Source organism: Nocardiopsis codii, assembly GCF_036327455.1.
Classification (GTDB): Bacteria; Actinomycetota; Actinomycetes; order Streptosporangiales; family Streptosporangiaceae; genus Nocardiopsis; species Nocardiopsis codii.
In genome coordinates, this window is record NZ_JAUZMY010000005.1 from 88,655 (window position 1) to 107,269 (window position 18,615).

Below are 18,615 nucleotides of genomic sequence, written 5' to 3' on the forward strand. Positions count from 1 at the left end.
CGGTGTGACTGGTCGGTCCGGTTGAGCGGCGCGAGGGCCGGTCAGCGGTACAGGGAGGCCAGGTCGGCTTCGGTCCCGATGAGGCCGTCCTCCAGCATCAGGTCGGCGAGGATGCCCACGGACTCCTCGTTGACCGCCTCGGGCCAGCGGGGCAGTCGGATGTCGGCCAGGGCGGCCGCGTCGATCTCGGTGTACTCGCCGAGGGTGCGGCGCACCTCGTCCGGGTTGGCCTCGGCGTAGGCGAAGGACTCCTGGAGGGCGGCCTCGATGTCGTCGATGAGCTCGGGCTCCTGGGCCAGCATCTCCTCGGAGGTGAAGTAGGTAGCCACGGACAGCTCGGGGTGGGTGTCCACGAAGTTGGAGGCGATCTCGCGGTTGCCCGCGTCGAGGGCCGCGGTGGTGAAGGGCTCGACGAGCCAGGCGGCGTCGATCTGGCCGTTCTCCAGTGCGGGGATCATGTCGGGGAACGCCATCTCGACGAACTCGATGTCGGAGGGGTCGCCGCCCGCCTCGCGGACGGACTCCCGGACGGTGGTGTCGCCGATGTTGAGGAGGTTGTTGGCGGCGACCGTCATGCCCTCCAGATCGGCGGCGGTCTCGACGGGGCTCTCGTCCCGGACGAAGACGGCGCTGAAGTCCGCCCCTTGTTCCCCGTTGCTGGAGACGCCGTTGGCGAAGACCTTCAGGGGCAGCCCCTGGTCCCGGGCGACGAGGAGGGAGACGGTGTTGCCGAACGCGAACTCGAAGTTCCCGCTGACCACACCGGGGATGGCGGCGGCCCCGCCCGAGCCGGGCTGGATCTCCAGGTCGATGCCGCGGTCGGCGAAGAAGCCCTGGTCGACGCCGAGGTGGAGGGGGGCGACGTCCACGATGGGGATGGCTCCCGCGGTGATCCGGCGCAGCTCGCCGTCCCCGCCCTCCTCACCGCCGCCTGAGCAGGCGGTGGCGAGGACGAGTACGGCGATTCCGCTGAGGGCCGTCAACTGTCGGCGCATCTGTGTCTCCTGAGTCGGTCGGCGGTCGGGAAGGGGGCTCACCGCGCAGACGGTTCGGGGGAACCGGTCGGGGTGCACGGCACCCGATCTCACGACAGTCCACGGATGTACGTTTTGCGAACAAGTGTGCTCAAAGCGAACATAGGTGATCCAGGTCACCGGGGTCAAGGTCGTGATCCCAGGTCCCCGCCCCGCGCCCGGGCTCGCCCCTGCACGAATCCGCCGCTGCCCCCCGATCGACCGCCCGACGCCGCCGTCATCCCCAGGCCGTACACCTCGCCCGACTCCGGGGGTGAACATGCACCGATCGTTAACACGCGCCCCGTTCCCCTCCCCCGGACGTCTCACTACCCTGGGGGCTCGCACACCCCCGCTCCCCCAGGAGAAACCCATGGCCGAGGATCCCGGTATGTCCCGACGCGGTGTCATCGGCGGCCTGAGCGCCGCCGGGGCCCTCACCCTCGCGGGCTGGCCCGGCACGGCGGCGGCCTCGTCCGCCCGAGACGCCCTCATCACCGTCATGGGCACATCCGACCTGCACGGATACTGCCTGAACTGGGACTACTTCAAAGACGCCGAGTTCGAGGACGCCGAGGGCAACCACATCGGCATCGCCAAGGCCGCCGCCCTCATCAAGGAGATCCGGGCCGAACGCGGGCTCGGCAACACCCTGCTGTTCGACTCCGGCGACACCCTCCAGGGCGCTCCGCTCGCCACCTACTACAACGTCGTCGAGCCCATCACCGAGACCGGTGAGACCCACCCGATGGCGCGGGCGATGAACGCCGTCGGCTACGACGCCGTCGCCCTGGGGAACCACGAGTTCAACTACGGGCTCGAACACCTCGACACCTGGATCGACCAGATGGACGCCCCGGTCCTGGGAGCCAACGCCGTCCGCGAGGGGACCGACGAACCCGCCTACCTCCCCTACGTGCTCAAGCGCATGAAGGTCGACACCCTCGACAAGCCCGGCACCCAGCCCCTGGTGGTCGGCGTGCTCGGACTGACCAACCCGGGCACCGCCATCTGGGACCGCCACCACGTCGAGGGGCGCCTGGAGTTCCGCGACCTGGTGGAGAGCGCGCGCCACTGGGTGCCGATCATGCGCGGTGAAGGCGCCGACATCGTCATCGTCAGCGCCCACGCCGGCGACAGCGGCGCCTCCTCCTACGGTGGCGACCTCCCCGTGGAGAACGCCTCGGCGATGGTCGCCGAGGAGGTGCCCGGGATCGACGCGATCCTCTTCGGCCACGCCCACCAGGACGTTCCCGAACGGTTCGTCACCAACAGGGTCACCGGGGAGGAGGTCCTGATGACCATGCCCTCCTTCTGGGGGCGCCGGCTGTCGGTGATGGACCTGGCGCTGCGCCGCGAGAGGGGGCGCTGGCGGGTGACGTCCAAAAGCGCACTGACCCTGAACAGCAACACCGTGGAGGAGGACCCCGAGATCGTGGCACTGGTCGCCGACCAGCACGCCACGGCGGTGGAGTACGTCAACCAGGTGGTGGCGACCTCGGTGGAGGAGCTGAGCGCGGCGGAGGCCTGCTGGAAGGACACCGCCATCGTGGACTTCATCCAGTACGTGCAGATGGAGACGGTCCGCGCCGCCCTCCAGGGCACCCCCGAGGCCGACCTGCCGATCCTGTCGATCGCGGCGCCCTTCAGCCGCTCGGCGGTGTTCCCCGCCGGAGACGTGAGCATCCGCGACATCGCCGGACTGTACCTCTACGACAACACGCTGCTGGCGAGCGAGGTGACCGGGGCGCAGATCCGGGACTACCTGGAGTTCTCGGTGCGGTACTACCGGCAGGTGCCGTCCACGGGCGCCGTCGACCCGGCGGACCTCACCAACGCCGACGGGACCCCCGACTACAACCTCGACCAGATCGCCGGACTGGAGTACGAGGTCGACGTCTCCCGCCCCGCCGGGGAGAGGATCACCTCGCTGACCCTGGAGGGCGCGGAGATCGCTGACGACCGGCGGTTCGTGCTCGCGGTGAACAACTACCGCCAGTCCGGCGGAGGCGGCTTCCCGCACGTCACCGACGCGCCGGTGCTGTACAACGAGCAGGTCGAGGTGCGCCAGGCACTGATCGACCACGCCACGGCCCGCGGAACCATCGACCCGGCGGAGTTCCACACCGTCAACTGGCGGTTGGTCCGCGCGGGCGTGCCCCTCTTCGACTGACCGTCCGGCCGGCCTCAGGAGCTCGTGAGGATAACCAGCCGCTGGGTCGCCCGGGTCATCGCGACGTAGCGGTCGACCGCCCCCTCGGTCCCCTCGCCGAAATTCTCCGGGTCGACGAGGACGACCAGGTCGCGAACTCCAACCCCTTCGCCAGTTCCGGGGGCAGCGAGCGGACGCGCGACGTCGCCCGGAACGCGGGGTCGCCGATGACGCACGCGATCCCCTCGGCGTTCCCGTCGAGCCAGGCGTCGAGTACGGCGTCCAGGTCCGTGGCGGGTCCGTGCAGGACGGGGACGCCGCCGCTGCGGATCGAGGTCGGCACGTTGGCGTCCGGGAGCACGGCCCGGATCACCGGCTCGGCCTCCGCCATGACCTCTTCCGGTGTCCGGTAGTTGATGCTCAGGGAGGCCAGGTCGATCCGGTCGAGCCCGACCCGTTCGAGGCGCTCATGCCACGACTCCGTGAACCCGTGCCTGGCCTGGGCCCGGTCCCCGACGATGGTGAAGCTCCGGGACGGGCAGCGGAGCAGCAGCATGTGCCACTCCGCGTCGGTGAGTTCCTGGGCCTCGTCCACGACGATGTGCGCGAACGGGCCCGCGAGCAGGTCCGGGGCGGTGCCCGGCAGTGCGGCCTCGTCGACCAGGCTGTCCTGGAGGTCCCGTCCGTGCAGCATCGTCACGATGCCCTCGCCGTCGTCGTCGGCCGCGAGCAGGTTGTCGATGACGCCGGACATGCGCTCGCGTTCGGCGGCCGCGGAGGCGTCGTGCCGACGCTTGCGCCGTGACGCCTCCGGGTCTCCGAGCCGCTGACGTGCCGTGTCCAGGAGCGGCAGGTCGGACACCGTCCAGGCCTGGGCGTCCTCGCGCTGGAGCCTGCGGACCTCCTCCGGGCTGAGCCAGGGTGCGCACAGGCGCAGGTAGGCCGGAACCGACCACAGGTCCCCGACGAGGTCCGTCGCCTCGATCAGCGGCCACGCGCGGTGCAGGGTCGTGAGCAGTTCCGTGTCCCGCAGCAGCGACCTCCGGACGAGGTCGGGCGAGACGTCGTCCTCGTCGTGCTTGTCGACCAGGATCGCGAGCAGTTCGTCCAGGATCACCTCGCGGGCCTCGTTGTGCGGGGTACCCGTACCGGGCGCTCCGAACGCGTCGGCCCAGTCGTCGGCGCCCAGCCAGACGTCCGACCAGTCCGTCGAGACCGTCATCCCCTCGGTGGGCGGCTTCTCGTAGAACCCGACCGCCGCGTCGATCGCCTTCACCAGGTTCGCGGAGGACTTCAGGTGGGCCACGCCCGGGTCCTCCTCGACCGGTGCCGAGGCGCCCTCGGGGACGAGGTCCCGCAGGGTGCAGGTCTGCACACCCTCCTCCCCGAGGCTGGGGAGGACGTCGGCGACGTACGCCAGGTAGGGCTGGTGCGGGCCGACGAACAGCACACCGCCCCGACGGTGGCCGAGGCGGGGGTCGGAGTAGAGGAGGTGGGCGGTGCGGTGCAGGGCGACGACGGTCTTTCCGGTGCCCGGTCCGCCGTCGACGACGAGGGCGCCGCGTGACCCCGCGCGGATGATGGCGTCCTGGTCGGCCTGGATGGTGCCGAGGACGTCCCGCATCCGGGCCGACCGGTTGCTTCCCAGGCTGGCGATGAAGGCGGACTGGTCGTCGAGTGCGGCGTGCCCCTCGAACCCGTCGGCGGTGAACACCTCGTCCCAGTAGTCGCTGATCCGGCCGCGGGTCCAGCGGTACCTGCGGCGGCTCGTCAGCCCCATCGGGTTGGCGTGGGTGGCCGCGAAGAACGGTGCTGCCGCGGGGGAACGCCAGTCGAGCAGCAGCCGACGCCCCTCGTCGTCGGTGAGGCCGAGCCGTCCGATGTAGACGGGCTCGGATCCGTCGTCGCCGACGATGTGTCCCAGGCACAGGTCCAGACCGAAGCGGCGCAGGGCGCGCAGGCGGGCCGTCATCCGGTGGATCTCCAGGTCCCGGTCGAGGACCTCGCGGCCCTTGCCGACGGGGGCGCTGCGCCTGGCGTCGAGGCGGTCGGACAGGTCGGAGACCGACTGTTCGAGGCTCTGCGCGATGGACGCGAAGTGGCGCTCGTCGTCGGCGATCAGGGCCGGGTCGGCCTTGGCGGCGAGGTGCTCGGGGAGGTCGAACGCGCTGGTGGTGAGGCTGTTCACGCCGTCTCCGATGTCGTTGGTACTGGTCACGGACGACGATTCTGCAGCACGACGGGGGTCTTGCCGCAAGCCCCCGGGTGCGCTATAAGTTGAGAGTGGAGAGGGGTTCCCAGAACTCCCTCCCTTTTTTGTGCGCCGGTGCCTGCCCCTGCCGTGGGGCGGCGACGCCGGCCCGGGCGGATCTCCCACGGGTCCGGTGGCGCGGCTGCCGCGCGACAGCGCCTTCGCCCTTCTCGTGAGCGTGGCGGCGGACGCCCTCAGGCGTCGGTCGCCGGACGCAGGTGGTCCAGCGCCTCCGGCGCGATCGGGTAGGGGCGCTCGTCGGGGAGCAGGCGGGAGGCCGCCGCCGTGTCGCCCTCCCGGACCAGTGTGTGTACCCGGTGGACCAGCGGTGTCACGTCCGTGATCGACACGGTCCACTCGTCGGCGTAGCGCCGCGAGGCCTCCCCGGACAGTCCCAGCTGGAGGGAGCGGTGTTCCAGCGGGGCCAGGCGCAGATCGCGTTCGGGGTCCCACTGCACGCGTGCGGACGACTCCGCCAGCCGCTGGCGCCAGGTCTGCCGGTCGGTGTGCACGCCGGGCCTGAAGTGCGACAGGCACGCGTCGCGCAGTGCCCACTCGAAGCCCTCGCGGCTGATCTCCACCGCCAGGACGGTCTCCTGGTCCTTCTTGAGTCCCCACCCGCAGCGGTACATCATCCACAGGTACGAAGGCTTGATCCAGGTCATGCGCTCCCTCTTCCAGGAGGAGGGGAAGCGGCCCTCACGGGCAGCGGGCAGCCCGATCGAGGGGGTGTAGGCCTGGTAGACGGTGACGGTGGTGTCGGTGTGCAGTGCGCGGATCTGGTGTCGGGGCACGTCGGGGGAGTTCATGACCGACCAGGGTGGTGCCGCGGCCGCGGCCGGGGCAAGCGGTTTTCGGACGAGGGCGCTTCCGCGGCCTCGGCGTCCCCGATCCTCAGGCGACCTTGGGTGTGGCCCGCATACCGACGTAGGCGCACGGGGTGCCGTCGGTCAGTGTCGCGAAGACCACCGGCATCCAGTCCTCTCCGAAGGAGAGACCGCCGGAGGACGCCGCGTACACGGTCTCCGTCGCCGTCACGGCCACGGGCACCAGGTCCGCCACCACCGGCGGCGAGAAGTGGCTCATGCCGTCCACGAACTCGTAGACCATGCGCAGTCCGCGCTCGCTCCCGCTGACGGTGATGACGACGCCCGGACGGCGGTAGGTGCCGGTGAGAGGAGCCGTGTCCACGGTGGGCGGCTGCTCCGGAGGGGCGAACCGGTCGGGCATGCGCACGTCGGCCAGTGCGGCCAGCAGCTCGCGGAACAGGTCGGCGTAGAGGGCCCGCGCCCCGCCTCCGTTGGTCACCAGGGCGATGGCAACCCCGGCGCCGGGCACCACGCGGAGGTAGGAGTACTGGCCCGTCGCTGCACCGTCGTGCCCGAAGCCCGGTACGCCGTCCCAGTCGTACAGGGTCCAGCCCAGGCCCCATCCGTCGGAGTCGACGGACCACTTGTCGGGAGTGTCCGCCTGCCTCTCGCGCATGGACGCCACGGTACGGGGGTCCAGGACGCGGGTCCCGCCTGTCGGTTCCGCCGCGCCCGCAGGCCCTCTGCGTCGATCGCCCGACGCGGCCGGGGCCGGCGTTCAGCGGCCGTGGGCGGGGACCGCGGCCTTGAGCAACATCTCCTCGTACTCGTCCTCCGGGTCGGAGTCCAGCACGATCGCGCCCCCGGCCCCGATGGTCAGCTCACCGTCGGCGCTCACGGCCGTGCGGATGACGATGTTCAGGTCGGCCGTGCCGGTGTGCGACAGGTAGCCCAGTGCGCCGGAGTAGACACCGCGCGCCGAGGACTCCAGCCGGTCGATGATCTCCATGGTGCGCACCTTGGGCGCACCGGTCATCGACCCTCCGGGGAAGCAGGCGCGCACCGCGTCGACGGTGGACACCTCCGGGCGGAGCCTGCCCCGCACCGTGGACACGAGCTGGTGCACGGTCGCGTAGGACTCCGTGTACATGAACGCGGGCACCTCCACGCTGCCGACCTCGCACACCCTCCCCAGGTCGTTGCGGAGCAGGTCGACGATCATCAGGTTCTCGGCGCGGGTCTTGGATCCCGTACGCAGCTCCTCGGCCACGCGCGCGTCGGTCGCCGGATCGGGGTGGCGCGCTGCGGTGCCCTTGATCGGGCGGCTCTCCGCCGTGCGGTCCGCGTCCACCCGCAGGAAGCGCTCGGGGGAGGCGCTGAGGACGCTCACACCGCCCAGACGCAGGAGGGCGGCGTAGGGGGCGGGGCTGGCGGCGCGCATCCGGCGGTAGAAGTCCAGGTCGTCGCCGTGTCCGGGCAGCCGGACCCGGTTGGTCAGGCAGATCTCGTAGCTCTCCCCCGCCGTGAGCTGACCCAGGCACTCCTTCACGTCGGTGACGTAGCCCTCCCGCGGACGGTCCAGCAATGGGGCCAGGTCGGCCGTCGGCGCGGGGGACGCGGGCGGGGCCAGCGGCGCGAGTCCGTCCAGGGAGGCCAGGGTGTCGGCCAGCCAGGCGTCGCCGTCCGGGAGGTCGTCGGCGCAGACGGCGTAGGTACGGCCGCGGAGGTGGTCGACGGCGACGAAGCGGTCGCAACGCAGCCACACGGCGTCGGGGGTGGACGCCGTGTGCGCGGCGGCGCCTCCGGTGTCGGCCTTGCACTCGTAGCCCAGGTAGCCGACGTACCCCCCGGTGAAATCGAAGGGCAGGCCGGGACCGGCCGCGCCGGCGGTCGGGGCGCCCCCGGGCTCGGGGCGGCCGATCCGGCGGTCGAGGGCGTCGAAGACGCTTCCGGGCTCGCTGTGCTCGGTGCCGTCGGCATCGCGCACGCTGACGGGGCCGCCGACCCGGTAGGTGATGACCTCGCCCGTGGCCGAGCCGAGGAAGGAGAAGCGGGCGGGCCCCTGGGGACGGGAGCTGTCCAGCCAGAACGCGTACTCGGCGTCGCCGTACAGGTGGGCGTAGGCGGCCTCGGTGTCGACCGCGCGGGGAAGCTCGCGGGTCCGCGGCGCGGCGTGTGCCCGGGACGCCGTCGTCTCCGGAGCCCCGGGCGCCCGCCCGCCGGCGTCGGTCGGCACGACTCGCGGGGTGCTCGGCACGGCCTCACCCGGAGGTGCGGCCCCCTGGCGGATCGCGGTGCGTCGCGCGCGGGCCAGGTCCAGGAAGTTTGCGACCAGGGTCGCGCCGAAGTCGCTGGCCACCGACTCGGGGTGGAACTGCACGCCCCAGCGGGGCAGATCGCGGTGCTCCAGGGCCATGACCACGTCGTCCTCCGCCCAGGCGGTCGCGACCAGGGGATCGGGCAGTGGCGAGGGGACGGCGAGGGAGTGGTACCGCACGGCGGTGAAGTCCTGCGGTACTCCCGCGAAGAGGCCGCCGCCCGTGTGCCGGACCCGCGTCAGGTGGCCGTGGCGGGGCTGGGGCGCGGAGACCACGTCGGCTCCGGCGAGGTGGGCGATGGCCTGGTGGCCCAGGCACACCCCCAGGACCGGCAGGCGCTCGTTCTCCAGGAGGCGTGGGACGCTGCCCAGGTCGCGTGGGTTCTGGGGGCGGCCGGGGCCGGGCGAGACGACGACGGCGTCCACCGCCGACGCGTCGAAACCGTCCCAGCGGGGGTCGTCGTTGGTGAGGACCAGGGGGGACTCCCCGAGGACGCCCGCCACCAGCTGGGCGAGGTTGTACGTGTAAGAGTCGTGGTTGTCCACGAGGAGAACGCGCATTTCGCCCCTTCCGTCCTATTTTTGACACCTCAGGTTACGGCGCTGCACCCGCGCTCGGCCCCGCCGGGGCAGCGGTTCCGAGACGGTGGAACGCGGTGAGTGCTGTGCGGGCCCTGCGCCGGGGCGGCTTCCGGGACGGGGCTGACCGCCCGGGCTCCGGGCATCCCCGTACCTCCGGCCCCGGCAGGCGCCTCACGGCCCTGGGGGACACAGCGGTTCACGGGTCCGGTGCCGGCCCGTGGCGCGAGGTCCGCGACCTCCGTGGTCCGTTCGGCGCCCGGGGGCGTTCCCTCAGGACAGGGGGCATGGGCGGAGGACCGCGCTCCGGCCGGGCTGCGGGCTCCCGGAGGTGGCGGGTGGGAGTGCCCCGTCCACAGGCGCGAGAGGGCTCTGGTGGCGGGGCCCCGGGCCGGGTAGACAGGTAGTCAGAGGTGGAAGGCGGCTCCTCCACCGGACAGGGAGTGGACGATGTCCTACGTGATGGCCATGGCCGTGATCCTCATCATGGTGGCGCTGGGCGTCCTCCTCGTCGGGGCGGTGACCTCGGTGTCGAGCTCCGTGCGCTTCGACCACCCGCGGACCGGGAGGTGGCAGCAGTCCGCCGCGCCCGGACCCGAGGCCCTGGACGCGGCGGAGGAAGAACTGAGACTGAGATACGCGCGCGGTGAGATCGACCGTGAGGAGTTCCTCCAGCGCAAGATCGACCTGGAGCGCTGACCGCCCGGTCGACGGCGGGAGCGACCGGTCAGCCGGTCATCTCCTCCAGGGTCTTGCCCCGGGTCTCCTGGACGTACTTCCACACGAAGACGAACGAGACCGCGGCGAAGGCCGCGTAGATCAGGTAGGACCCGGTCAGGTTCCAGTCACGCAGGCTCGGGAAGCTCACAGTGACCAGCCAGTTGGCCAGCCACTGGGTCGCTGTGGCCACACCCATCGCCGCCGCCCTGAAGCGCAGCGGGAACATCTCCCCCAGCAGCACCCACACCACCACACCCCACGACAGGCCGTAGAAGAGGACGAACGAACTCGCCCCGGTGAGCGCCACCAGGCCCCAGCCGAAACTCAGCTGGGCCTCCTCCCCCACCACCGTGGCGTGGCTGAACGCGAACGCCGTCGCCGCCAGGGTCACCGTCATGCCCGCCGAGCCCATCAGCAGCAGGGGCCTGCGGCCGATCCGGTCCACCAGCAGGATCGCCACGAAGGTGCCCACGATGTTGATCACCGAGGTGAACAGGCTCAGCAGGAGGGAGTCCTCCTCGGGGACGCCCACCGACTGCCACAGGGAGCTGGAGTAGTAGAAGATCACGTTGATGCCGACGAGCTGCTGGAACGCGGAGAGGGCCATGCCGATCCACACGATCGGCAGGAGGCCGAAGCGGCCCCGCAGGTCGCGGAGACGGGCGGGCTTCTCCGAGCCCAGGGCCTCCCGGATCTCCGAGATCCGCCGGGTGACCTGGCGGTCGCCGCCGCCCTCCACGCGGGACAGGACGTCCCTGGCCTCGTCGGCGCGTCCGGCCCGCACCAGGAAACGCGGCGACTCGGGGATGACCAGGCTGACCAGGAGGTACACCAGGGCGGGCACGAGTTCGGCCGCCAGCATCCACTGCCAGGCCTGGATCGGCCCGAGCATGTTGTGCGCGCTGCCGCCCGCCAGGCTCGCGAGGAGGAAGTTCACCAGCTGGGAGGCGGCGATGCCCAGGACGATCGCCAGCTGCTGCATGGAGGCCAGGCGCCCGCGGTAGGCGGCGGGCGACACCTCGGCGATGTAGGTCGGGGCGACCACCGAGGCGATGCCGATCGCCACTCCGCTCAGCACCCGCCAGGCGGTGAGGTCCCAGATGGAGAACGGCAGCGCCATCCCGAGGGCGCTCACGGCGAACAGCACGCCCGCGATCCGCATCGTGCTGATCCGGCCCCGGCGGTCGGCCAGCCATCCGGTGATCGCCGCGCCCACCACCGAACCGAGCAGGGTGGAGGCCACGGTGAGGCCCAGGACGGCGGAGTCCACCTCGAACCGCTGCTGGATGGCGTCCACGGCCCCGTTGATGACCGCGCTGTCGTAGCCGAACAGGAAACCGCCCATCGCCGCCGCCGCGGCGATCATGGTCACCCGCGCGAGGCCGGCTCCCCCACCCGCCTGTTCCGTCCCTCCGGCACCGGGTCCGCCTGCTCTCGTCATCCCTGCTCCCTTCCCGGTGGCACACTGCCGCCGGTCATCCCGCCAGGGTGAAGGGGGCCGTCCGACCGGGGGGACGGACAAAACGCCCGCGGGGACAAAGTTGTCCGACGCTTGGCCCGCAGTCGACCGGCCCGCCGGGCGAAGGACCGCACGGGGAAGTCCGAACCGGCGGCGCGGGGCCCGGTGGCCCGGCTCCGCCCGGAGAGGCCTGCCGACCGGTCAGCCGGTCATCTCCTCCAGGGTCTTGCCCCGGGTCTCCTGGACGTACTTCCACACGAGGAAGAACGACACCGCCGCGAAGAACGCGTAGATCAGGTACGCGCCGCTCAGGTTCCAGTCGCGCAGGCTCGGGAAGGTGACGGTGATCAGCCAGTTGGCCAGCCACTGGGTCGCGGTGGCCACACCCATCGCGGCAGCCCTGATGCGCAGCGGGAACATCTCCCCCAGCAGCACCCACACCACCACACCCCACGACAGGGCGAAGAACAGCACGAACAGGCTGGCCGCTGTCAGAGCGACCACACCCCACACGAACGGCAGGGAGACCTCCTCGCCGTTCACGACCGCGTTCGAGAAGGCGAAGGCCGCCAAGGCCAGCGACACCGTCATGCCCGCGGAACCCACCAGCAGCAGGGGCTTGCGGCCGATCCGGTCCACCAGCAGGATCGCCACGAAGGTGCCCACGATGTTCACGACGGAGGTGAACAGGCTCAACAGCAGCGAGTCGGTCTCGGCCACGCCGACCGACTGCCACAGGGAGCTGGAGTAGTAGAAGATCACGTTGATGCCGACGAGCTGCTGGAACGCCGAGACCGCCATACCGATCCACACGATCGGCAGCAGGCCGTAGCGTCCGGTCAGGTCGCGCAGCCGCGGCCGCACCTCCGAGCCCAGGGCTTCGCGGATCTCCCCGATCCTGCGCTCCACCTGCTTCGTGCCGCCGCCCTCGACCTCGGTCAGGATGCTGCGGGCACGGTCCACGCGCCCCACCCGGACCAGGTAGCGCGGGGACTCCGGGATGAGCAGGCTCAGCCCCAGGTAGACCAGGGCCGGAAGCATCTCGACTCCCAGCATCCACTGCCAGGCCTGGATCGGCCCGAGCGTGTTGTGCGCACTGCCGCCGGCCATCTGCGCGATCCCGAAGTTGACCAGCTGGGAGGCGGCGATGCCGAGGACGATCGCCAGCTGCTGCAGCGAGGCCAGGCGTCCGCGGTAGGCGGCCGGAGAGACCTCCGCGATGTAGGTCGGGGCGATCACCGACGCCAGTCCGATGGCCGCGCCTCCCACGACGCGCCACGCGGTCAGGTCCCACACCGTGAAGGGAAGCGCGGAGCCGACGGCGCTCACCGCGAACAGCACGCCCGCGACCTGCATGGCCCTGATGCGCCCGAACCGGTCGGCCAGACCGCCCGCCACCGCGGCGCCCAGCACACAGCCCAGGAGCGCGGACGCGACCGTGAAGCCGAGTGTGGCCGCTCCGACCTGGAACCGCTGCTGGATGGCGTCCACGGCCCCGTTGATGACCGCGCTGTCGTAGCCGAACAGGAAACCGCCCATCGCCGCCGCCGCGGCGATCATCGTCACGTGGACGATGTTGCTCTCCCCCGCGGGCGACTTCCCCGCCCCGGACTGACTGGCTCCGCTCACGTCCACTGCCCCCAGCGCCATGTTGGTCGATAGCCCTCCAGGGTGTGCACACCACGCGACGAAGGTCACGGACAAAACGCCCACTGGCCAAAAAATGCCCGGCGTTTGACGCACTCGGCACCCGACTCCCCCGGCGATCGGCGGGAACGGACCCCTGTCACCCCTCCGGGACCGGTTACCCCTCCGGGACCGGCCGCCCCGCCGGAGCCAGGAGGGAAACGGCGGTCCCGCACAAGACTTCCGCCGTGTTTTTGGCTCGTCCGGTGGCTGCGCCGTCCCGGCCCGGCCCACCAGGATCAGGACCGTGACCACTTTCCCCGCCCTGGCCGAGAAGGCCATCCGCCGTCAGAGGCCCACCCGGGACGAACTCCTCGCGGTTCTGTCCGGTTTCGACGACGACCTGCTGGACCTGGTCGCCGCGGCGTTCCGGGTCCGCCTCCGCTACTTCGGACGCCGCGTCAAGCTCAACTACCTCGTGAACATGAAGAGCGGCCTGTGCCCCGAGGACTGCTTCTACTGCTCCCAGCGGCTCGGCTCGCAGGCCGACGTCGTCAAGTACACCTGGCTCAAACCCGACGAGACCCGTGAGGCGGTCGCCGCCGGGGTCAGGGCCGGGGCGACGCGCGTCTGCCTGGTGGCCAGCGGTCGCGGCCCCACCGACCGGGACGTGGCCCGGCTCGCGCCCGCGATCGAGGGCATCAAGGCCGAGCACCCCGGTGTCGAGGTGTGCGCCTGCCTCGGTCTGCTCTCCGAGGGTCAGGCCGACCGCCTGCGAGAGGCGGGGGCCGACGCCTACAACCACAACCTCAACACGTCGGAGGAGCGCTACGCCGACATCTGCACCACCCACGAGTTCGCCGACCGGGTGGGCACCGTCGAGAAGGCCAAGCACGCGGGCCTCTCCCCCTGTTCCGGGCTGATCGCGGGCATGAGGGAGAGTGACGACGACCTGGTCGACGCCCTGTTCGCGCTGCGGGAGCTGGAACCGGACTCGGTACCGGTCAACTTCCTCATGCCCTTCGACGGCACCCCTCTGGAGGGGACCTGGGAACTGACACCGCAGCGGTGCCTGCGCATCCTGGCCGCGGCCCGGTTCGTCTTCCCCGACGTGGAGGTGCGCCTCGCGGGCGGGAGGGAGATCCACCTGCGCTCCCTCCAGCCGCTGGCGCTGCACATCGCCAACTCGGTGTTCCTGGGCGACTACCTCACCAGTGAGGGGCAGGCGGGCAGGGCCGACCGGGAGATGATCGAGGACGCCGGGTTCGTGGTGCAGGGCGCGGGCGAGCCCACCCTGCCCACCGAACGGCACGACCTGCTCAGGCCGCGGCTGCGGGGCGCGGGGACCGCCCTTCCGCCCAACACCTGACGGGACGCCCGCGATCCGGGCCCTCAGCGCTGGACGGGCTGCTCGACGCCGTTCCAGAGGGGGACCTGCTGGTAGTTCTGGGCCAGCTCGGCGGCCAGCACGTCCTCCTGGCGGTCGCGCACGCACTTGGCGAGCGTGAACGTGGACGTGATGACGTACAGCAGCCCGATCCCGAGGAACGCGCGGATCCAGAGGTCGACGGGCAGGTAGATGATGCCCGCGCCGACGCCGACCGAGGAGGCGCCGAAGGAGATCGCGGACTGGAGGTAGAACGCGGAGGTGGACCGGGGGGTGAAGGTGCTCATGTCCCCATGGTGGTCCGCCTGCCCCTCTCACGCCTGAGTACCGCTACTCAACGGCCGGGACCGGCCCGGACGGCCCCGGGCCGTTTCGGTGCGCAGGACTACTCGTCGTCATGCGGCGTGTAGAGCATGATCCAGTGGTCCCGCTCGGGGTCGTGGAGCACCTCGATCTCGAAGCGGCCCCACCCGTGGGCCGGGTGGTGCATCCGTTTGATCGCGGATCTCGAAGCGCTGACCTCCCCTTCCTCCCAATGGTCGCGGAAGCTCCGGCTGGTCGCGGCGAGCTCGGCGACCAGGGCACGAAGGTAGGCGTCGCCGGGGTAGCGGCTCAGTGCGATACGGAGTTCGGCGGCCGCGATCCGCAGGAACCGCTCCGAACCCTCGCCTCCGAGCAGGTGCGCGAGCACGTCGGTCGTGAAGGCCTGGTAGGCGATATTGCGCCCGAAAGGGCCGTCGCTCGCAAAGGTCCCGAGCAACTCCTCCGCGGCCCTGTTGCGAGCGAGGAGGTCGAGCCGCCCGTCATGCACGGTGACCGGCATCGTGTCGTCCAGGCCCCGCAGCAGACGCAGCAACCCCGGTCGGATGACGGAGGCGGGAGAGGCCGGTTCCGGCGGGGACTCGCCACCCAGCCGGAAGAGGTGATCGCGTTCAGCGCCCGAGAGCCCGAACGCCTGTGCCAGCGAGGTGAGGATCTCGCGCGACGGACGGGGCGCTCTCCCCTGTTCGAGGCGTGTGTAGTACTCCACCGAGATACCGGCGATATCGGAGACCTCCTGGCGGCGAAGCCCCGGGACCCGCCGACGGGATGCCCGCACACCTCTCGGTGGGGCCGGAGGGCTCATCGCGGCCCTGCGCCGCCTCAGGTACTCCCCGAACTCGGTCCGATCGCTGCTCGACATACCCCCCATTGTCACCGCCCCCACGCCCTGTACCGGCGGGCGAGCCTGGCCTTGCCGGTACCACCCTCCACGTGGCCTTCCTCCCCCGCTCGGCCTCCCGGATCATCGAAGACGCACCCGGTTCACCAGGACCGCCCGGAGCGCGGCGGATCGCCCACGGCCAAGGAGACGGCATGACCAGTACGGCGTGGACCCTTCCGGTCCCCGAGAACCGCGTCCAGGAGTTCCGAGACCTCCTCACCGCCCTGAACAGGGACCACCTCTCCGGGCTGGACGCCCGAGCCCGGGAGGTCGGTTACCACCGGGAACGGATGTGGCTCCAGCCCGATGACGGCGGCAGCGCGGCGTTCATCGTCTACCTCGAATTCGACGAAGGCGTCGACCTGGCCGCCTTCTCCGAGCGGCTCCTCGCCTACGAGTCCGAGTTCACGCGTTGGTGGACGCCCCGTTTCGGGTCCTTCGGGCTCCCCGGGGCCTTCGGTGAGCCCTTGCTGTCGTGGGACGCCTGAACCGGATCCTCGCACGCAGAACGCAACGATCGGACACCCTCATGAATGACCAGAACGCGACACCCGCCAGCCGCACCGGGCTCGATGCCGCCCAGGAGTTCATCCGCGCCGTCGAGGCCAAGGACATCGGAGCCGTGGCCCGAACCCTGGCCGACGACGCACGGCAGTTGTTCATGCACGCCCGGGGCGCCACGACCCCCGACGGCGTCGCGGACATCATCGCGGGTCGCAGGCGGGGCGTCTGCGTCGCAGACGTCAAGGGCAAGAGCGAGGTCCTCGCCTACACGAGCGCCCTGTTCGACAAGTTCACCCCGTTGCTCTGGCGCGACCACGCATGGATCGTCTCCCCGGATGGCAGTGAGATCTTCTTCCACGGCGTCGGCGACATGGTCGTCGCGCGCACGGGCCGGCCCTACCGCAACACCTATGTGACACGGTTCGACATCGAGAACGGTCGGATCGTTCTCATGGCCGAGTACGGGAACGCGCTCATGTACGCCGGTCTGGGCGTCCGCCCGAACGGGGCCGAGTTCCGGGCCCTGCTGCGCGCGGTCGGACGCATGCTCTCGCCACGGCTTTCCTCCCGGTCGGGCCGATGACCCTCCCGCCTCGCCCCGAGCGGGCGGACCCCGGCCCGAGCGGGAGAGCGGCCCCTCGTCGAGGGGTGGTCCTCCCGAACGCCCGGCAGCAGGAGAAGCAACCCGGCGGCAGCCTCCAGGGCGAGGAGGTCCGCCACGGGACGGGAGTTGAGGAACATCCGAACGAAGACCCGCGCTACGCGCCGGATCCTGTTCCGGTGCTGCCCGAGCCCCGGTACCTCGAGGGCGACAGGCCGGTGGTGCGGCGGAAGGCCGTGCTGAACGAGCCGGCGGAGGCGTAGCCCAGCCGCGCGGACAGCGCGTCGACGCTCGTGTCGCTGGTCCGCAGGGCTTGTTCGGCCAGGAGGACGCGCCAGCGGTGCAGGTAGGCGAAGGGTGTGAGCCCGCTCGTGCGCCGGAAGCGCTCCGCGAACGTGGTCCGCGACATCGCCGCCGCCCGCGCCAACTGTTCCAGCCGCCAGGCCCGGCCGGGGTGGCCGTGCATCAGTTGTACGGCGGGCCGCAGCCGCCGGTCCGCGTGCAGCCGCAGCCACCCCGGGGGCAGGTCCGTCTCCCCTGCGGCTGCGCGCAGGGACTCCAGGGCGAGGAGCCGCGCGTACTGGGCGGAGGCGAAGGCGACCCCGGCCTCCGCGCCGAGGGCCTCGTCGAGCAGGAGCCCCAGCACCGTCCGCAGCCGCCGCGCCCCGGGCCGGGTACCGCCGACCCGGGTGAGCGGGGGAAGCCCCGGAAGCAGCAGCTCGCGCCCGGTGGGGCTCAGCCGCAGGTGTGCGCCCACGACGGTGTCCGCCTGTCCGGCGGCGTCCTCGCCCAGGGGATCGGTCCACCCCACCGGAGGCGGGATCTCGCGCGCCGCACCCGGTCGCGGCCCGCTGTGGAGCGCGAGTCGGGAGCGGCGCGCGAGGACGGCGACGTCGCCCTCCCCCAGGTCCGCCGAGGCCCCGTCGGTGCGGAGGAGGGCGCGTCCGCTCAGTACCGCGATGATCTTGACGTCTTCGGCCACCTCGCCGCAGGACACCCAGGGCGCGGTGGCGGCGAAACCCCCGGAGATCACACCGTCGATCCCGACGTGGTGGAAGACGTCCGCGAGGGGGTCGCCCGGTGGTGCCGTCACCATCTCAGCGGTTCCCCGTCCCGGAAGAAACCGCCCCGGGGCCCGTCGTCGGGCAGCGTCGCCGCCCACAGCACGCCCGGAGCGCTCTCGGCGACGGACCGGGACCCCGCCTCCCGTGCACCCGGGACGGTGGCGGTGAAGCCGGGGCACACGGCGTTGACCATCACGGGAGTGTCGGCGAGTCCGGACGCCACGACGGCGGTGAGGGAGTGGACCGCGGCCTTGCCGAGGGCGTGGCCGGCATGGCGCCCTCCGGAGACGGCGAGCCCGTAACGGGGATCGGTACGGGATCCCGAACCCGAGCCGACGTTGACCACACGCGGCCGGGGCGCGCGCTCCAGCAGCCGCAGGGCCCCGACGGTCATCCGCCAGGTGCCGATGAGGTCGACCTCGACGGCCTTCACCGCCGCGTTCAGGTCCGGGTCGGTCACCGTCTCCCCGTGGTCCGGGCGGCGTATCCGAGTAGCGCCTATTCGAGGCCAGGCTCCTGCTGAAAGATCACGGAGAGTCGTGGTCAGGGGCGTAGCGGTTCCAGGGGCCACCCGCGTCGGCGGCGATCCGGGTGGTGGTCACGTCAAGGAAGCCCAGCGAGCGGGCGATGACGGGGCGGGCGCCTGGGGACGAGTTGCCGCAGAGCCGCGGTTCGTGCGGCCTGGGCCGGGATACCGAGGTCGCGGATGTGGTTGGCCAGCGTCCGCTGGGTGATGGTCTTGACCGTCTCCATCAACTTCTCGCGCGGCACCACCTCCTCGATGGCGTTCCACACCTCCGACAGCGAGACCACCCGACTGCCGGTGGCCTGCGGGGTGTGGATGAGCACGTCCAGGGCCTCGTCCACCGATGCGGTCTCCAGGTGGCGGACGGTGGCCAACAGCGTGGCCTCCCGGCGGTCGGGCCAGC

At 71.5% G+C, this 18,615-nt stretch carries 16 protein-coding genes and 1 pseudogene; 5 read left to right on the top strand and 12 right to left on the bottom strand.

Annotation, left to right across the window (positions count from 1 at the left end; genetic code table 11):
• Nucleotides 1-41: 41 nt before the first annotated feature.
• On the bottom strand, nucleotides 42-995 hold the full coding sequence (locus Q8791_RS06995) for an ABC transporter substrate-binding protein (protein ID WP_330090767.1): 954 nt from the start codon (nucleotides 993-995) through the stop codon (nucleotides 42-44).
• Nucleotides 996-1,404: 409 nt separating this feature from the next.
• On the opposite strand from Q8791_RS06995, the gene Q8791_RS07000 reads away from it, so the two are divergent.
• Nucleotides 1,405-3,186, top strand: a complete 1,782-nt coding sequence (locus Q8791_RS07000) for a bifunctional metallophosphatase/5'-nucleotidase (protein WP_330090768.1) — start codon at nucleotides 1,405-1,407, stop codon at nucleotides 3,184-3,186.
• Between the two features lie 14 nt (nucleotides 3,187-3,200).
• Here the strand turns inward: Q8791_RS07000 and helR are convergent.
• The 4 genes and pseudogenes from helR to pabB form a co-directional block, all read right to left on the bottom strand.
• Nucleotides 3,201-5,353: pseudogene (gene helR, locus Q8791_RS07005) on the bottom strand (RNA polymerase recycling motor ATPase HelR).
• A gap of 257 nt (nucleotides 5,354-5,610) precedes the next feature.
• Nucleotides 5,611-6,225 (bottom strand): DUF4291 domain-containing protein, encoded by a 615-nt coding sequence (locus Q8791_RS07010; protein WP_330090769.1) that lies wholly within the window; start codon nucleotides 6,223-6,225, stop codon nucleotides 5,611-5,613.
• A gap of 85 nt (nucleotides 6,226-6,310) precedes the next feature.
• Nucleotides 6,311-6,925: a serine hydrolase gene (locus tag Q8791_RS07015; protein WP_330090927.1), complete on the bottom strand. Its 615-nt coding sequence runs from the start codon at nucleotides 6,923-6,925 to the stop codon at nucleotides 6,311-6,313.
• A gap of 78 nt (nucleotides 6,926-7,003) precedes the next feature.
• The gene (gene pabB / locus Q8791_RS07020; RefSeq protein WP_330090770.1) at nucleotides 7,004-9,103 is read right to left on the bottom strand and encodes an aminodeoxychorismate synthase component I; all 2,100 of its coding nucleotides are present in this window, start codon (nucleotides 9,101-9,103) and stop codon (nucleotides 7,004-7,006) included.
• Nucleotides 9,104-9,571: 468 nt separating this feature from the next.
• Between pabB and Q8791_RS07025 the strand changes: the two genes are divergently transcribed.
• The gene (locus Q8791_RS07025; protein WP_330090771.1) at nucleotides 9,572-9,820 is read left to right on the top strand and encodes an SHOCT domain-containing protein; all 249 of its coding nucleotides are present in this window, start codon (nucleotides 9,572-9,574) and stop codon (nucleotides 9,818-9,820) included.
• Between the two features lie 28 nt (nucleotides 9,821-9,848).
• On the opposite strand, the gene Q8791_RS07030 is transcribed toward Q8791_RS07025, so the two are convergent.
• Entirely contained in the window at nucleotides 9,849-11,207 is a 1,359-nt protein-coding gene (locus Q8791_RS07030; RefSeq protein ID WP_330090928.1) for a sugar porter family MFS transporter, read from the bottom strand.
• Between the two features lie 294 nt (nucleotides 11,208-11,501).
• Complete coding sequence (locus tag Q8791_RS07035) at nucleotides 11,502-12,929, bottom strand: sugar porter family MFS transporter (protein ID WP_330090772.1); 1,428 nt, start codon at nucleotides 12,927-12,929, stop codon at nucleotides 11,502-11,504.
• 304 nt (nucleotides 12,930-13,233) lie between these two features.
• On the opposite strand from Q8791_RS07035, the gene bioB reads away from it, so the two are divergent.
• Nucleotides 13,234-14,295, top strand: coding sequence for a biotin synthase BioB (gene bioB, locus Q8791_RS07040; RefSeq protein WP_330090773.1), 1,062 nt, complete (start codon nucleotides 13,234-13,236; stop codon nucleotides 14,293-14,295).
• 23 nt (nucleotides 14,296-14,318) lie between these two features.
• Here the strand turns inward: bioB and Q8791_RS07045 are convergent, their stop codons facing one another.
• Nucleotides 14,319-14,600 (bottom strand): YiaA/YiaB family inner membrane protein, encoded by a 282-nt coding sequence (locus Q8791_RS07045; RefSeq protein ID WP_330090774.1) that lies wholly within the window; start codon nucleotides 14,598-14,600, stop codon nucleotides 14,319-14,321.
• Between the two features lie 98 nt (nucleotides 14,601-14,698).
• Entirely contained in the window at nucleotides 14,699-15,496 is a 798-nt protein-coding gene (locus Q8791_RS07050) for a helix-turn-helix transcriptional regulator (protein WP_330090775.1), read from the bottom strand.
• A 173-nt stretch (nucleotides 15,497-15,669) separates the two neighbouring features.
• On the opposite strand from Q8791_RS07050, the gene Q8791_RS07055 reads away from it, so the two are divergent.
• Both Q8791_RS07055 and Q8791_RS07060 read left to right on the top strand, forming a co-directional pair.
• Nucleotides 15,670-16,005 (top strand): hypothetical protein, encoded by a 336-nt coding sequence (locus Q8791_RS07055; RefSeq protein WP_330090776.1) that lies wholly within the window; start codon nucleotides 15,670-15,672, stop codon nucleotides 16,003-16,005.
• Between the two features lie 41 nt (nucleotides 16,006-16,046).
• The gene (locus tag Q8791_RS07060; protein ID WP_330090777.1) at nucleotides 16,047-16,604 is read left to right on the top strand and encodes a nuclear transport factor 2 family protein; all 558 of its coding nucleotides are present in this window, start codon (nucleotides 16,047-16,049) and stop codon (nucleotides 16,602-16,604) included.
• A 175-nt stretch (nucleotides 16,605-16,779) separates the two neighbouring features.
• Here the strand turns inward: Q8791_RS07060 and Q8791_RS07065 are convergent, their stop codons facing one another.
• The 3 genes from Q8791_RS07065 to Q8791_RS07075 all read right to left on the bottom strand — a co-directional run bounded on the left by Q8791_RS07065 (nucleotide 16,780) and on the right by Q8791_RS07075 (nucleotide 18,586).
• The gene (locus tag Q8791_RS07065) at nucleotides 16,780-17,718 is read right to left on the bottom strand and encodes an AraC family transcriptional regulator (RefSeq protein WP_330090778.1); all 939 of its coding nucleotides are present in this window, start codon (nucleotides 17,716-17,718) and stop codon (nucleotides 16,780-16,782) included.
• Nucleotides 17,712-18,146 carry an SDR family NAD(P)-dependent oxidoreductase gene (locus tag Q8791_RS07070; protein WP_330090779.1) on the bottom strand — a complete coding sequence of 145 codons (435 nt, stop codon included), beginning with the start codon at nucleotides 18,144-18,146 and terminating at the stop codon, nucleotides 17,712-17,714. The genes Q8791_RS07065 and Q8791_RS07070 overlap by 7 nt, the downstream gene beginning before the upstream one ends.
• A gap of 143 nt (nucleotides 18,147-18,289) precedes the next feature.
• Nucleotides 18,290-18,586: a hypothetical protein gene (locus tag Q8791_RS07075; RefSeq protein WP_330090780.1), complete on the bottom strand. Its 297-nt coding sequence runs from the start codon at nucleotides 18,584-18,586 to the stop codon at nucleotides 18,290-18,292.
• Nucleotides 18,587-18,615: the final 29 nt, after the last annotated feature.

Bases quoted from the DNA above. Each gene is read 5' to 3' on its own strand.
- Q8791_RS06995 (WP_330090767.1), bottom strand. From the start codon at position 995: ATGCGCCGACAGTTGACGGCCCTCAGCGGAATCGCCGTACTCGTCCTC.
- Q8791_RS07000 (WP_330090768.1), top strand. From the start codon at position 1,405: ATGTCCCGACGCGGTGTCATCGGCGGCCTGAGCGCCGCCGGGGCCCTC.
- Q8791_RS07010 (WP_330090769.1), bottom strand. From the start codon at position 6,225: ATGAACTCCCCCGACGTGCCCCGACACCAGATCCGCGCACTGCACACC.
- pabB (WP_330090770.1), bottom strand. From the start codon at position 9,103: ATGCGCGTTCTCCTCGTGGACAACCACGACTCTTACACGTACAACCTC.
- Q8791_RS07025 (WP_330090771.1), top strand. From the start codon at position 9,572: ATGTCCTACGTGATGGCCATGGCCGTGATCCTCATCATGGTGGCGCTG.
- Q8791_RS07030 (WP_330090928.1), bottom strand. From the start codon at position 11,207: ATGATCGCCGCGGCGGCGGCGATGGGCGGTTTCCTGTTCGGCTACGAC.
- Q8791_RS07045 (WP_330090774.1), bottom strand. From the start codon at position 14,600: ATGAGCACCTTCACCCCCCGGTCCACCTCCGCGTTCTACCTCCAGTCC.
- Q8791_RS07050 (WP_330090775.1), bottom strand. From the start codon at position 15,496: ATGTCGAGCAGCGATCGGACCGAGTTCGGGGAGTACCTGAGGCGGCGC.
- Q8791_RS07055 (WP_330090776.1), top strand. From the start codon at position 15,670: ATGACCAGTACGGCGTGGACCCTTCCGGTCCCCGAGAACCGCGTCCAG.
- Q8791_RS07060 (WP_330090777.1), top strand. From the start codon at position 16,047: ATGAATGACCAGAACGCGACACCCGCCAGCCGCACCGGGCTCGATGCC.
- Q8791_RS07065 (WP_330090778.1), bottom strand. From the start codon at position 17,718: ATGGTGACGGCACCACCGGGCGACCCCCTCGCGGACGTCTTCCACCAC.